A 13551-nucleotide genomic window follows, 5' to 3' on the forward strand; every position below is an offset into this window, starting at 1 on the left:
AGGCGCGCATTCTACAGCAGCCTCATTTGCTGTCAAGCGGTTATTTTCAGAAGTTTTCGAAGAATTCTTCAACAACTTCAACCACTTGCGCTTGCGATCTCTCGTAAGCGGGAGGCGAATTCTACAGAATCCGGCAGGGACGTCAAGCACTTAAACCGAAAAAATGGATTTTTCCTTCAAGGTCACTCCCCTTCTATATATAGACGAACACCCAAGGCGTATTAGAAGCGGGGGATTTCGGGAAAACGAGCTGAATACCCCTCTTGGGAGCGATTATGGCGAGGCAAAGGAGCAGGGGTGTTCTATACGGCGAACGCCAATAAGACATACAGCTAAGGAGATGGTGTCCCAGGGCCGGTTCGAACGGCCAACCTTCCCCTTAGGAGGGGGATGCTCTATCCAATTGAGCTACTGGGACAAATCGCGATCATTGAGCCAAAGGCCAGCGACGGACGGCGTGCATATTAACGGCCAAGGTTAATTTTGTCATGTCATCCGTTGGCTTTTTGATTGTCGGCCGATCCCGCAGACACATGCATGACACAACCCAATATATTTGGGACGCACCACACCATCGTGCAGTTTGCACTCCAGCAAATGGGCACCATTGCAAATTGCAATGTGATACAACCCTAATCCACACACAAGCCATTGTTTATATTGAACTAATAGATTGGCACGAGAGCTGCAACAGTTCTTCTACAAAACCTATTTGACCCAGGCATACGGAGAAGAAATTATGAACAGCGCCCTTTTGCTCGGTCTGAACACATTGGCACTGGCCGCGCTGGCTACCTTTCACTTCCAGCCTGTCAACGTGCAGGACTCCGCTCAGATCAATCAACCCGTCCCCCACCATCTGCAGCAACGCCCCCAGTTGGCGGTGATGAATGCCGAAGCCCGATCGCCCATTCGTTTGACCCAAGACACCCAGGCCGCCCCAGCATCCGAACACTGGGTATTCTGAGAGTGCCACTCATGTCTAAATCTGCATGGCTATTTCTTTGCCTGACACTCGTGACAGCCCTAATAGGCTTGAACAACGACGTGCGCGAAAGCGCAACCCTCGCATTCATCGCCAGCGCCGTGTTCGGCTGCCTGCTGATCCTGTCGCTCGCCATCGGTCGCCGTATCAAATTCGACCCGGTGTTACGCTAGTCTCCTCCCCCCTCCCCTACCTTATGTCGGCCCGTGCCAGTAAATCAGCAAACTGCCACTATCCTGATAGATGAGGGCAAAAGGCCATGCTGCGCAGGGCGTGCGCCCTTCAATCCGCGTCGGACACGGCGTACACGTAGATTGGCAATGACCGATCCACGTGGAAACTTTTCCAACCAGTCCGCAAAAATGCAAATCAGTGCTGGCATAAAGCCTTTAGGCGGTTCAATATTTGTCACAGAATTGACGCCAAGGAAATGTCAAATCTGAGGCATGATGCGGCCTCTTTGCAATTCGGGTTGAACTTTGGTCGTGAGCCTTGTCTTAACACTCATCTTGCGGCCAATTCCAAAAACCGCTCCCCTGAACTAACCGGTTAAATATATGCGCCCATTGAAACAGGCAATTTATTCCAGCCGTACGGCTGACAAGTTCGTCGTACGTCTGCCAGACGGAATGCGGGAACGCATTGCCGAGGTGGCTCGCAATCATCATCGCAGCATGAACTCCGAAATCATCGCTCGCCTGGAACAGAGCCTTATTCAGGAAGGTGCCTTGGGTGAAGAGTTAAGCATGCGCCTGGACAGCCCAGAGCTGTCACTGCACGAACGCGAACTGCTGCAGCGTTTTCGTCAGCTTTCCCATCGCCAGCAAAATGCTCTCGTATCGCTGATCGCGCACGACGTAGAGGCGGCCGCAGAAGCCAATTGATTGACACTTGAAAGCCGAAGCCAGCTATATGCTGGCTTTTTTTTGCCTGGGATTTGAGCAAGGGAAGCGAGGGCAGAGTTGCCCTCGCAGGAAAGATCAGAGCAGAAAGATTGTGGCCAAGCCCAGAAAGATGAAAAAGCCACCACTGTCAGTCATGGCCGTAATCATTACGCTGGCGCCCATGGCAGGGTCGCGCCCCAGACGTGCCAAGGTCATAGGGATCAGAACCCCCATAAAGGCCGCCAACAGCAAATTGAGGGTCATGGCAGCGGTCATCACCACGCCCAGCGACCAGCTGCCGTATAGCAAGTAAGCCACTACCCCTATCACCCCGCCCCACACCAGGCCGTTGATAAGGCCTACTGCCAACTCCTTGCGCAGCAAACGCGAAGAATTGGCGGTGCTGACCTGGTCAAGCGCCATGGCACGCACAATCATGGTGATGGTCTGATTACCGGAATTACCGCCGATACCAGCCACTATCGGCATCAATGCCGCCAAGGCCACCAACTTTTCGATGGAACCTTCAAACAGCCCGATCACGCGGGACGCGATAAAGGCGGTAATCAAATTGACCGCCAGCCAAGCCCAACGGTTGTGCAGCGAACGCCAGACTGAAGCAAAAATGTCTTCCTCTTCACGCAAACCTGCCATGTTGAGGACTTCGGTTTCACTCTCTTCACGAATCAGGTCGACGATTTCATCGATTGTCAGACGACCGATCAGCTTGCCGTTCTTGTCGACCACCGGAGCCGAGATCAAGTCGTAACGCTCAAAAGCCTGGGCCGCGTCGTAGGCGTCTTCGTCCGGGTGAAAGCTCACCGTATCGCTGGCCATCAGGTCAGCAACTCTCTTCTCCGGATCATTTACCAGCAGGCGCTTGATCGGCAATACGCCCTTGAGGATGCCTTCGTAGTCGACTACGAACAGCTTGTCGGTATGGCCTGGCAGCTCTTTGAGGCGACGCAGATAGCGCAGCACCACTTCCAGGCTGACGTCTTCGCGGATGGTGACCATCTCGAAGTCCATCAGCGCGCCGACCTGGTCTTCATCATAAGACAGTGCAGAACGCACACGCTCACGCTGCTGAGTGTCCAGTGCCTCCATCAGCTCATGAACGACATCACGCGGTAATTCGGGCGCCAGGTCGGCCAGTTCGTCCGCATCCATCTCCTTGGCTGCAGCCAGGAGTTCATGATCGTCCATGTCGGCAATCAGGGTTTCGCGGACCGAATCGGATACTTCGAGGAGAATGTCGCCGTCGCGATCAGCCTTGACCAACTGCCAGAGCGTCAGTCGATCATCCAGGGGCAAGGCTTCGAGAATATAAGCAACGTCGGCGGAGTGAAGATCATCGAGCTTACGTTGCAACTCGACGAGATTCTGCCGGTGAACCAGGTTTTCGACGCGGTCGTGGTGCGGACCTTCCTGGCGGTGCGTAAGGTCTTCGACCACGCGCTGGCGCTGCAGCAGCTCGATAACTTGAGCCAGGCGATCCTGCAGGCTTTCTTGTGTTTTCTTTACTTCTACTTCGGTCATAGGCGAACTCCACTCCCAGCAGCGGAGCGCGCCGGAAGGATCAATCAGTCAATTCATGATTGGTAAAGCGGGGTACTGAGTTACTACTGGGTAAGTCCATGGAGGCAGTCCACAAGCCCCGGCGGGGCTGACCGGCGCATGATACACCGCCCGGCCGCTTTTAACGTCAAAAAACTGGAAAGAACAAGCGCTTGCAAGCCAAAGTTGAGTATTGGCCGCATCTATGAATTGCGACGATGCAGCCAGGAGGGAAAACACACGGGAAATAGAAAAAAGCACACGCCCGGATAAAACCTACACAAACCCCAGACGGCAAAAAGCCCGCACTAGGCGGGCTTTTTGTTTGTATGGTGCACTCGACAGGATTCGAACCTGTGACCGCTCGGTTCGTAGCCGAGTACTCTATCCAGCTGAGCTACGAGTGCAGATTGTGCTTTTTAGACCAGGTCACAACTGGTTGAAGCAAAGTCACCTGCATCGCTGCAGCTAACTCTTAAATGGTGCACTCGACAGGATTCGAACCTGTGACCGCTCGGTTCGTAGCCGAGTACTCTATCCAGCTGAGCTACGAGTGCATTTGTTGCCGCGCATTATAGGCCGTTCAATCTCTATGTAAAGCTATTTTTTCGAGTATTTTCAACAACTTACCGAAAAAACCAGATTGCAACGTACTAAGCAAATAATGGCGGAGAACGGGGGATTCGAACCCCCGACACCCTTTTGAGGTGTACTCCCTTAGCAGGGGAGCGCCTTCGGCCACTCGGCCAGCTCTCCGCAACACGGGGCGTATATTAACCACGTTCATCCCCGTTTGCAAACATAAAAAACGATAAAAATTAAAGGCTTGGTTCTTCGTCCTTCTCTTTCTTGATCCGCAGGTAGATTTCCTCGCGATGGACCGCTACCTCTTTCGGAGCGTTAACCCCGATACGCACTTGATTGCCTTTGACGCCGAGCACGGTCACGGTGATTTCGCCATCACCGATAATCAGGCTTTCTGCGCAACGACGAGTCAGAATCAACATACCTTTCACCTCACGCAATTCATTTCAGGAACAACAGTCTGCAAAAAAAAGGCATTCGACCTACAACCAAATGGTCGCAGCCCTACCGCCTAAGTATTGTCGAGCCCACGCAAAAGAACATGCGCTCAACAAAAAAAATGAAAGGCGCGGTAAGCCGCGCCTTCCTGGCATCGCATCACTCGCCCTGTCGGGCCGGAGCGTCCAGCTCAAAAGCGGTATGCAGCGCGCGCACAGCCAGTTCCAGGTACTTTTCTTCAATCACCACCGAGACTTTGATTTCCGATGTGGAGATCATCTGGATGTTGATGCTTTCCTTGGCCAGCGCCTCGAACATGCGGCTGGCAACACCGGCGTGGGAGCGCATGCCCACGCCCACGATCGACACCTTGGCAATCTTGGTATCGCCGATCACTTCACGGGCGCCAATCTCTTTCGCGGTGTTCTGCAGGATACGCTCAGCCGCATCGTACTCGTTGCGGTGCACGGTGAAGGTGAAATCGGTGGTGTTATCGTGCGACACGTTCTGCACGATCATGTCGACTTCGATGTTCGCGCCGCTGATAGGACCGAGGATCTTGAAGGCCACACCTGGGGTGTCTGGCACGCCACGGATCGTCAGCTTGGCTTCATCGCGGTTGAAGGCGATGCCGGAAATGATCGGCTGTTCCATGGATTCCTCTTCATCAATAGTAATGAGGGTGCCCGGACCCTCTTTGAAGCTGTGCAATACGCGCAGCGGAACGTTGTACTTGCCGGCGAACTCCACCGCACGGATCTGCAGCACCTTGGAACCGAGGCTGGCCATTTCCAGCATCTCTTCAAAGGTGATCTTGTCCAGGCGCTGGGCCACGGACACGACGCGCGGATCGGTGGTGTAGACGCCATCCACATCGGTATAGATCTGGCATTCGTCAGCCTTGAGCGCCGCTGCCAGCGCCACGCCAGTGGTGTCCGAACCGCCGCGCCCGAGGGTGGTGATATTGCCCTGCTCGTCCACACCCTGGAAACCGGCTACAACCACCACGCGTCCAGCCTTCAGATCGGCACGAATCTTCTGATCGTCGATCTGCAGGATGCGCGCCTTGGTATGGGCGCTGTCGGTAAGGATACGCACCTGGCTGCCAGTGTAGGACACCGCCGGCACACCGCGCTTGTTCAGGGCCATGGCCAGCAGCGCAATGGTCACCTGCTCACCGGTGGACACAATCACATCCAGTTCACGCGGCAGCGGTTGTTGATCACCGCTGATGGCTTTGGCCAAGTCGATCAGGCGATTGGTCTCGCCGCTCATGGCCGACAGCACCACGACCAGGTCGTCGCCGGCATCACGGAACTTCTTAACCTTGTCGGCGACCTGCTCGATTCTTTCGACAGAACCGACCGAGGTGCCTCCGAATTTCTGTACGATCAAAGCCATTTCCAAGCCGCCTCAGCCCGTAAAGGGGCGCCTAATATCCAATCCACCCGCACTGAACAAGCCCGTGACTAGACCACGGGCCGATTAACAGTGCCTTAAATACCTGCTTCGACAAACGGCACGGCCAAGGCCAAGGCTGCGTCCAGGGCACCGGCGTCTACACCACCGCCTTGCGCCATGTCCGGACGACCGCCGCCCTTGCCGCCCACTGCCGCAGCAGCCTGCTTCATCAAATCACCGGCCTTGAGTTGGCCAGTCAGGTCCTTGGTTACACCGGCAACCAGAACGACCTTATCCTCATGGACACTGCCGAGCAGGATCACTGCGCGGCCGAGCTTGTTCTTCAACTGATCGACGAGGGCCAGCAGCGCCTTGCCGTCCTGACCGTCCAGGCGTGCCGCGAGGACTTTCACGTCCTTGACGTCCACCGCCGAGGCCGACAGATCGTCGCCCGCGGCACTGGCGGCCTTGGCCTGCAACTGCTCCAGCTGTTTCTCCAGCGCACGGTTGCGCTCAAGCACGGCCGACAGCTTGTCGATCAGATTGTCGCGGCTGCCCTTGACCAGGCCGGCCGCCTCCTTGAGTTGTTCTTCGGCGGCATTGAGGTAGGCCAGCGCCGCAGCACCGGTCACCGCTTCGATACGCCGCACACCCGAGGCCACACCGCCTTCGCTGATGATTTTCAACAGGCCGATGTCGCCGGTGCGGTTGGCATGGATACCGCCACACAGTTCCACCGAGAAACTGCCGCCCATGCTCAGTACGCGCACTTGGTCACCGTATTTCTCGCCAAACAGCGCCATGGCGCCTTTGTTTTTGGCGGTCTCGATGTCCGTTTCCTCGGTTTCAACCGGGGAGTTCCTGCGAATTTCAGCGTTGACGATGTCTTCCAGCGCCTTGATCTGCTCTGGTTTGATCGCTTCAAAATGGCTGAAATCGAACCGCAGGCGCTGGCTATCGACCAATGAACCCTTCTGCTGGACATGCTCGCCGAGCACCTGGCGCAACGCTGCGTGCAGCAAGTGCGTGGCCGAGTGGTTCAGCGCGGTTGCGTGCCGTACATCGGCATCGACCTGAGTATCCACAGGCGCACCGACGACCAGGTTGCCCAGCACCAACACACCATGGTGCAGGAACGCACCACCGGTCTTGGTGGTGTCGCGCACCTCGAAACGACCGGAGGTCGAACCCAGGAAACCACAGTCACCGATCTGGCCGCCCGACTCCGCGTAGAACGGCGTCTGATCCAGGACCACAATCGCTTCATCGCCTTCGTTCAGCACATCGACCGACTTGCCGTCTTTATAAATGGCAACGATTTTGGCCGAACCGGCAGTCGCCTTGTAGCCGATGAACTCGGTGGGCACATCAACCTTGACCAAGGTGTTGTAGTCCAGGCCAAACGAGCTGGCCGAACGCGCACGCACGCGCTGGGCTTGCATCTCACGCTCGAAACCCGCCTCATCAATGGTCAGCTCGCGCTCACGGGCGATGTCGGCGGTCAGGTCCATCGGGAAACCGTAGGTGTCATAAAGCTTGAACACCACGTCGCCCGGCACCACGCTACCTTTCAGGTCAGCCAGGTCCTGCTCGAGAATTTTCAGGCCGTGCTCCAGGGTCTTGGAGAACTGCTCTTCCTCTGCCTTGAGAACCCGCTCGATGTTGGCTTGCTGCTGCTTGAGCTCCGGGAAGGCGTCGCCCATCTCGGCCACCAGCGCAGCCACGATCTTGTAGAAGAAGCTGCCGCTGGCGCCCAGCTTGTTACCGTGACGGCAGGCGCGACGGATGATGCGGCGCAGCACATAGCCACGGCCTTCATTGGACGGCAGCACGCCGTCGGCGATCAGGAAGCCGCAGGAGCGGATGTGGTCCGACACCACCTTGAGCGAAGACTGGCTTTCGTTGGCGCAGCCAATGGCCGCCGCCGAGGCGCTCAGCAGGTTGGTGAACAGGTCGATTTCATAGTTGGAGTGAACGTGCTGCATCACCGCACTGATCCGCTCCAGGCCCATGCCGGTGTCGACCGACGGAGCCGGCAGCGGGTGCAACACACCGTCGGCGGTGCGGTTGAACTGCATGAACACGTTGTTCCAGATCTCGATGTAACGGTCGCCGTCTTCTTCCGGCGAGCCTGGCGGGCCACCCCAGATATCGTCGCCGTGGTCGTAGAAGATCTCGGTGCAGGGGCCGCACGGGCCGGTATCGCCCATGGTCCAGAAGTTATCGGAAGCGTAAGGCGCGCCCTTGTTGTCGCCGATACGGATCATGCGCTCGGCAGGTACGCCGATTTGCTGGGTCCAGATGTCATAGGCTTCGTCGTCCGTCGCGTAGACGGTCACCCAGAGCTTTTCCTTGGGCAGCTTCAGCACGCCGGTCAGGAAGGTCCAGGCGAAGGTGATCGCATCTTTCTTGAAATAATCGCCAAAGCTGAAGTTACCCAGCATTTCGAAGAAGGTGTGGTGACGCGCGGTGTAACCGACGTTTTCCAGGTCGCTGTTCTTGCCGCCGGCACGTACGCACTTCTGACTGCTGGTGGCGCGGGTGTAGGCGCGCTTTTCCTGGCCCAGGAAACAGTCCTTGAACTGGTTCATCCCCGCGTTAGTGAACAGCAGGGTAGGGTCATTGCCTGGGATCAAGGAGCTTGAGGCTACACGGGTGTGGCCTTGCTCTTCGAAGAAGCGAAGGAAGGCTTCACGGATTTCTGCGCTTTTCATTAGGTTCTTCCACGGAGGCTGCGGCCAAAGGCCAGTGCGCAACATCATCAGACGGAGCGACGGCAAAGGGCCGCATTATATCGGCCCTTTGCCGGTGGTACAGCGTGTTTATGTGATAGATACAGTCAATTAGACGGCCTGCACTGTCATTTCTGCGAAAAGGCGACGAATGTCTGCACGACTTGCTCGATCTGCGCCCGACTGACATCCAGATGCGTGACCATGCGCAGACGCGGCGCGGCAGTCAACTTGATTCCACGCTCGGCGGCGAACGCTTTCAGAGCCTGCGCCCGGTCACCCATCTGCACATAAACCATGTTGGTCTGTACCGGCTCCACCGTATAACCCGCCCGGCGCAACTCATCCCCCAGCCACTGGGCATTGGCGTGGTCATCGGCCAAACGCTGCACCTGATGATCCAGGGCATACAGGCCCGCCGCCGCCAGGGAGCCGGCCTGGCGCATGCCGCCGCCGACCATCTTGCGCAGGCGCCGCGCCTTGGCGATCAACCCCGTGGAACCGCACAGCACCGAACCGACCGGCGCACCGAGGCCCTTGGACAGGCACACCGACACCGAATCGAAATGCCCGGCAATTTCACGCGCATCCACACCCAGCTTGACCGCCGCGTTGTAAAGCCGCGCGCCATCCAGGTGCAGGGCAAGCCCATGTTCACGGGTAAACGCACGCGCCCTGGCCAGATACTCCAGCGGCAGCACTTTGCCTTGCATGGTGTTTTCCAGCGCCAGCAGGCGCGTACGGGCAAAGTGGAAGTCGTCGGGCTTGATGGCCTCGAGCACGTGATTCAGATCGAGGGAACCGTCGGCCTGCACCTCCAGCGGCTGCGGCTGGATCGAGCCCAGCACGGCCGCCCCGCCCCCTTCGTATTTGTAGGTATGGGCCTGCTGGCCGACGATGTATTCCTCGCCGCGCTCACAGTGGGCCATCAATGCCAGCAGGTTGCTCATGGTGCCGGTGGGCACGAACAGCGCGGCGTCGAAACCCAGGCGGCTGGCGAGCTCGGCCTCCAGTGTGTTGACGCTGGGATCTTCACCGTAGACGTCATCACCGCTGACGGCGCTGGCCATCGCGTCGAGCATACCGGGGGTGGGTTGGGTCACGGTGTCGCTGCGCAGGTCAATCACGGTCATGAAGGGGGCCTCTAACGGAATGGATAAGTCCTTTTGTGAGTGATTACTGCGGGCAAAGCCACGCAATATCAAGTCCCTACTGCATTCAATCGAATACCAACCAAACAAACCGATATAGCTTATCGATACGGCAACCGTGCAGTTTTTGAAAAACCATGTTAAAAACTCTCCGCCGCCAGGGTTCTGGTGGCAACGTTCTCAGGGCGGGGTGCAATTCCCCACCGGCGGTAATTGCGCGCAATGTGCATAGCCCGCGAGCGCTTGGCGCCTCGAACTGCTCAGGCAGGACGGCGACAAGGTCAGCAGACCCGGTGTGATCCCGGGGCCGACGGTCATAGTCCGGATGAAGAGAGAACGGGATTGGCACCTAAGGGCCGCGCGCTGATCTCATGCCTGCATGAAACAGCGGTGCATACCCTTAAATCCCATTCGATTCATAACGCCCTGTTTTTTTCTTAAACAGGAGTCAGAACATGCAACCCACCGCAATCGACAGTAAAAGCAAAAACCATCACGGCGAGCGCGTCGCGTTTATCCAGGCCTGCTGGCACAAGGATATTGTCGACCAATCACGCAAAGGCTTCCTCGCCGAAATGATCGCCCAGGGCTACCAGGAATCGGACATCGATTTCTTCGAAGTCGGCGGCGCCTTTGAGATGCCCCTGCACGCCAAGCTGCTGGCCAAGACCGGCCGTTACGCCGGTATCGTCGCCGCCGCGCTGGTGGTAGATGGCGGGATCTACCGCCATGAATTCGTCGCGCAATCGGTGGTCAGCGGCTTGATGCAGGTGCAGCTCGAAACCGAAGTGCCGGTGTTCTCGGTATCGCTGACGCCGCATCACTTCCACGGCGGCAGCGAACACACCACGTTCTTCTATGAGCACTTCGTGCACAAGGGTCAGGAAGCTGCGCGTACGTGTGCCGACACCCTGCACAAGGTGCGGGCGATCCGCCGTAGCGAGCCGCGTGCTGTAGCGGTCTAAGCAACACCGAAAAACGAGTGTGGGAGGGGGCTTGCCCCCGATGGCGGTGTGTCAGTCAGCTCATCTGTAGCTGAAGCACCGCTATCGGGGGCAAGCCCCCTCCCACATTTGGAGCCAGTCAGGCATCAGACCTATGCAAGGCCAGCTTCTGTGGTAGGCACGATGAGAATTCCCGCGCGCAAACCATTCTTCACCTTGGGGTTGGGAAAGATGATCCGCGCGCCCTCTTCCTCGATTACCCACCGCGTCTTGGCCACATCTTCGGCCAGCAGATAACCCTTTTCCAATTCCGAAAAGTTTTCCACATCCGCCGGCAAATGCAGCAGGAACGCGTCGCTGTGCTTGATCACTTCGCGCGCAACGGCGAACAGCTGCAAGCCGTCGAGGCTGTCGGACGCAGGCTCGGTGCCTTCGATGATGTGCGTGAGGCGGGTCTCCAGCCTGGACACATCCACACCCTGGTTCTGCCCGAAGGGCCGCGCCTTGCCCAGCTCCAGGGTGAAGGCTTCGGCACCAAGTTGCTCGTAGGTAAACGCGGTAAAGGTGATAGAGGCCTTGTTCTGCAGCAGCACCGCCTGCATGCCGGCGGCGCGCAGGCGCTCCAGCTCGCGGCGCGAGTGCTGGCGCCCTTCTTTCCACGGATACAGCGCAAACTGCTCGATCTTCGAGCCACGAATCGCGGTATGCAGGTCGTAATGCAGGCGCGAACGGCCCGGCTGGCTGAAAAAGCTGCGAGCCAACTGTTCAAGTTCGGCGGCGCGCATGGCTTCGGGGCCAATGTTGCTTTCATGACGACCGTTGAACAGCCGGTTGATGTCCAGTTCAAGGTAACGCTCGCCGCGACGCATCGCCTCGGGGTTGCCGAACAGGAACAGAATACGGGTGCGGGGTTTGATCTCCCCACCGGCGATGCCATGCAACAGGCGGTCGAGCAATTCGATCGGCGCGGTCTCGTTGCCATGGATGCCGGACGACAGCAGCAGGTCGCCGCCATTGTCCCGGGCTTCAGGGGGGCGCACTTCAAGCGCGCCCTCGCTGAGCCAGCGCATCTGCACGCCGTCGACAGTCAGTTGAATTTTTTGCGCCGGTTCGCGACCGGCGAGGGTCAGTTCAAGCAGTTTGCCGAGGGCGAGCATAAGCAGCTTCCTTAGTGGTTGCAGCCTGGGCCGTGGACGTGATCGTCGTCATCACCTTCGACGTCGGCCGGTTCCATTTCCAGTTGCAGGCTCATCAGGTTGGTCGCCAGCGGGCGCATCAGCAGGTTGGCGTACTCGGCGTCGCCCTCCTCCACATCCACGCCGATCAGCAACTGGCCACGGCCGTCGTGCTGGATCCAGATCTCCTTGCCCTGCCAGACCACGGCAACGCGGGTGCAGGACGTTTCCAGCTGGGTGCCGTCGGTGTCTTCAAGGATCAGCTTCAGGGTGTCGGTCATAAATAAATATCTCAGCCGTAGGGCGTTAATTGATCTGGAAAGGATAAACCGAGCCCAGTTTAAGGATTTGCGTCAGTTCATCCAGTGCCGTCCGGCACTCAAGCAGCAACTGCGGGTCAGCCAGGTCGGTTTCGCCCAGGCGGTCGCGGTAGTGCTTGTCGACCCACTGGGTCAGGGTGTCGTACAGCGGCGCGGTCATGATAACGCCTGGATTCACCGCCGCCAGTTCGGTTTCGTTCAACGCCACGCGCAAACGCAGGCATGCCGGGCCGCCGCCGTTCTGCATGCTTTGCTTGAGGTCGAACACCTTGACTTCGCGGATCAACCCGCCAGAGGTCGTGAGGTGCTGCAGGTACTGCCAGACACGCGGGTTGGCGCGGCATTCTTCCGGCACGATCAGCAGCATCGAGCCGTCGGGACGCGTCAGTAACTGGCTGTTGAACAAGTAGGACCGCACCGCATCCTCGACACTGACCTGGGAGCGCGGCACGCACACGGACTGGAAGTTGCCGCCCAGTTTGCCCAGCTTGCCCTGCAGTTCGGCGAGCATCTGCTCGGTGTTGAGGAACGCGTCCTCGTGGTAGAACAGCACCTCGCCGTTGCCCACGGCGATCACGTCGTTGTGGAACACACCGGCATCGATCACCGCCGGGTTCTGCTGGGCATACACCACGCCTTCATCCTTCAGGCCGTGCAGACGTGCAACCGCCTGGGACGCCTCGAGGGTCTGGCGCGCCGGGTACTTTTGCGGCGACGGGTAGCGAGCATCGAACGCACTGCGGCCAAACACGAAAAACTCGACTCCGGCTTCACCGTATTCCCGACAGAAGCGCGTGTGGTTGGCCGCGCCTTCATCGCCGAACTGCGCCACTGCCGGCAACGCCGAGTGGTGGGCGAAGTGCTTCTGGTCGGCGAACATCGCCCCCAGCACCCGGCTGGTGGTGGGGTGTTCGATGCTGCGGTGGTATTTGCAGTTGAGGTTGGCGGCGGTGAAATGCACGCGGCCATCCGCCGTGTCGGCGCTGGGGCTGACCGTGGCGGCATTGGCCACCCACATGCTTGAGGCTGAGCAGCTCGCCACCAACAAAGGCATGGCCTGCCTGGCCGCCTGCTCGATGACTTGAGCGTCGGTGCCGCCGAAACCGAGGTTGCGCAGGGCGGCCACATCCGGACGTTCCTGGGGTGCGAGCACGCCTTGTACGAAGCCCATGTCCATCAGCGCTTTCATTTTTTGCAGCCCCTGCAACGCCGCTTCCCTCGGGTTGGAATGCTGCTGGCTGTTGCTCTGGGACGCGACGTTGCCGAAGGACAAACCGCCGTAGTTATGGGTCGGCCCCACTAGACCGTCAAAATTGACTTCACAGGATTTCATCGGCGAGGCTCCACGAACATCTGTTTTTATAGGCTTCAAATTACTT

The 13551-nt window shown here is 58.2% G+C and carries 12 protein-coding genes, 4 tRNA genes and 1 riboswitch; of the genes, 4 read left to right on the top strand and 12 right to left on the bottom strand.

What is annotated here, in order from left to right; genetic code table 11:
- Nucleotides 1-341: 341 nt before the first annotated feature.
- Nucleotides 342-418: transfer RNA gene (locus tag TU82_RS13620), tRNA-Arg, on the bottom strand.
- Nucleotides 419-739: 321 nt separating this feature from the next.
- Between TU82_RS13620 and TU82_RS13625 the strand changes: the two genes are divergently transcribed.
- The 3 genes from TU82_RS13625 (at nt 740) to TU82_RS13635 (ending at nt 1869) form a co-directional block, all read left to right on the top strand.
- Entirely contained in the window at nt 740-967 is a 228-nt protein-coding gene (locus TU82_RS13625; protein WP_057724072.1) for a hypothetical protein, read from the top strand.
- Between the two features lie 11 nt (nt 968-978).
- Nucleotides 979-1158, top strand: a complete 180-nt coding sequence (locus TU82_RS13630; protein ID WP_057723712.1) for a PA3371 family protein — start codon at nt 979-981, stop codon at nt 1156-1158.
- A gap of 384 nt (nt 1159-1542) precedes the next feature.
- On the top strand, nt 1543-1869 hold the full coding sequence (locus TU82_RS13635) for an Arc family DNA-binding protein (RefSeq protein ID WP_003193592.1): 327 nt from the start codon (nt 1543-1545) through the stop codon (nt 1867-1869).
- A 96-nt stretch (nt 1870-1965) separates the two neighbouring features.
- Here the strand turns inward: TU82_RS13635 and mgtE are convergent, their stop codons facing one another.
- The 8 genes from mgtE to ltaE all read right to left on the bottom strand — a co-directional run bounded on the left by mgtE (nt 1966) and on the right by ltaE (nt 9715).
- Nucleotides 1966-3408: a magnesium transporter gene (mgtE, locus tag TU82_RS13640; protein WP_057723713.1), complete on the bottom strand. Its 1443-nt coding sequence runs from the start codon at nt 3406-3408 to the stop codon at nt 1966-1968.
- Nucleotides 3409-3756: 348 nt separating this feature from the next.
- Nucleotides 3757-3833: transfer RNA gene (locus TU82_RS13645), tRNA-Arg, on the bottom strand.
- Nucleotides 3834-3906: 73 nt separating this feature from the next.
- A tRNA-Arg gene (locus TU82_RS13650) sits at nt 3907-3983 on the bottom strand.
- A gap of 108 nt (nt 3984-4091) precedes the next feature.
- Nucleotides 4092-4182 (bottom strand) — tRNA-Ser (locus TU82_RS13655).
- 62 nt (nt 4183-4244) lie between these two features.
- The gene (gene csrA / locus TU82_RS13660; RefSeq protein WP_003175645.1) at nt 4245-4433 is read right to left on the bottom strand and encodes a carbon storage regulator CsrA; all 189 of its coding nucleotides are present in this window, start codon (nt 4431-4433) and stop codon (nt 4245-4247) included.
- 175 nt (nt 4434-4608) lie between these two features.
- Nucleotides 4609-5850 (bottom strand): aspartate kinase, encoded by a 1242-nt coding sequence (locus TU82_RS13665; RefSeq protein WP_057723714.1) that lies wholly within the window; start codon nt 5848-5850, stop codon nt 4609-4611.
- 95 nt (nt 5851-5945) lie between these two features.
- On the bottom strand, nt 5946-8564 hold the full coding sequence (gene alaS / locus TU82_RS13670) for an alanine--tRNA ligase (RefSeq protein WP_057723715.1): 2619 nt from the start codon (nt 8562-8564) through the stop codon (nt 5946-5948).
- Between the two features lie 146 nt (nt 8565-8710).
- On the bottom strand, nt 8711-9715 hold the full coding sequence (gene ltaE, locus TU82_RS13675; RefSeq protein ID WP_057723716.1) for a low-specificity L-threonine aldolase: 1005 nt from the start codon (nt 9713-9715) through the stop codon (nt 8711-8713).
- A 190-nt stretch (nt 9716-9905) separates the two neighbouring features.
- Nucleotides 9906-10075, top strand: a riboswitch (FMN riboswitch).
- A gap of 113 nt (nt 10076-10188) precedes the next feature.
- Here ltaE and TU82_RS13680 point away from each other — a divergent pair.
- A complete protein-coding gene (locus TU82_RS13680; RefSeq protein WP_057723717.1) occupies nt 10189-10698 on the top strand; it encodes a 6,7-dimethyl-8-ribityllumazine synthase in 510 nt (169 codons plus the stop codon).
- Nucleotides 10699-10829: 131 nt separating this feature from the next.
- Here TU82_RS13680 and astE read toward each other — a convergent pair whose 3' ends face one another.
- The 3 genes from astE to astB are packed head-to-tail and all read right to left on the bottom strand — an operon-like array spanning nt 10830 to nt 13505.
- Nucleotides 10830-11834, bottom strand: coding sequence for a succinylglutamate desuccinylase (gene astE, locus TU82_RS13685; RefSeq protein WP_057723718.1), 1005 nt, complete (start codon nt 11832-11834; stop codon nt 10830-10832).
- An 11-nt stretch (nt 11835-11845) separates the two neighbouring features.
- The gene (locus TU82_RS13690; protein WP_003175651.1) at nt 11846-12133 is read right to left on the bottom strand and encodes a hypothetical protein; all 288 of its coding nucleotides are present in this window, start codon (nt 12131-12133) and stop codon (nt 11846-11848) included.
- A 25-nt stretch (nt 12134-12158) separates the two neighbouring features.
- On the bottom strand, nt 12159-13505 hold the full coding sequence (gene astB, locus TU82_RS13695; RefSeq protein ID WP_057723719.1) for an N-succinylarginine dihydrolase: 1347 nt from the start codon (nt 13503-13505) through the stop codon (nt 12159-12161).
- Nucleotides 13506-13551 lie beyond the last annotated feature (46 nt).

Origin of the sequence: Pseudomonas orientalis, from assembly GCF_001439815.1 — a bacterium.
GTDB lineage: Bacteria > Pseudomonadota > Gammaproteobacteria > Pseudomonadales > Pseudomonadaceae > Aquipseudomonas > Aquipseudomonas orientalis.

Excerpts from the sequence above, each read along its gene's own strand:
- astE (WP_057723718.1), bottom strand. The coding sequence starts at position 11,834 with ATGCTCGCCCTCGGCAAACTGCTTGAACTGACCCTCGCCGGTCGCGAA.
- ltaE (WP_057723716.1), bottom strand. The coding sequence starts at position 9,715 with ATGACCGTGATTGACCTGCGCAGCGACACCGTGACCCAACCCACCCCC.
- TU82_RS13690 (WP_003175651.1), bottom strand. The coding sequence starts at position 12,133 with ATGACCGACACCCTGAAGCTGATCCTTGAAGACACCGACGGCACCCAG.
- alaS (WP_057723715.1), bottom strand. The coding sequence starts at position 8,564 with ATGAAAAGCGCAGAAATCCGTGAAGCCTTCCTTCGCTTCTTCGAAGAG.
- TU82_RS13625 (WP_057724072.1), top strand. The coding sequence starts at position 740 with ATGAACAGCGCCCTTTTGCTCGGTCTGAACACATTGGCACTGGCCGCG.
- TU82_RS13630 (WP_057723712.1), top strand. The coding sequence starts at position 979 with ATGTCTAAATCTGCATGGCTATTTCTTTGCCTGACACTCGTGACAGCC.
- astB (WP_057723719.1), bottom strand. The coding sequence starts at position 13,505 with ATGAAATCCTGTGAAGTCAATTTTGACGGTCTAGTGGGGCCGACCCAT.
- TU82_RS13680 (WP_057723717.1), top strand. The coding sequence starts at position 10,189 with ATGCAACCCACCGCAATCGACAGTAAAAGCAAAAACCATCACGGCGAG.
- mgtE (WP_057723713.1), bottom strand. The coding sequence starts at position 3,408 with ATGACCGAAGTAGAAGTAAAGAAAACACAAGAAAGCCTGCAGGATCGC.
- TU82_RS13635 (WP_003193592.1), top strand. The coding sequence starts at position 1,543 with ATGCGCCCATTGAAACAGGCAATTTATTCCAGCCGTACGGCTGACAAG.
- TU82_RS13665 (WP_057723714.1), bottom strand. The coding sequence starts at position 5,850 with ATGGCTTTGATCGTACAGAAATTCGGAGGCACCTCGGTCGGTTCTGTC.
- csrA (WP_003175645.1), bottom strand. The coding sequence starts at position 4,433 with ATGTTGATTCTGACTCGTCGTTGCGCAGAAAGCCTGATTATCGGTGAT.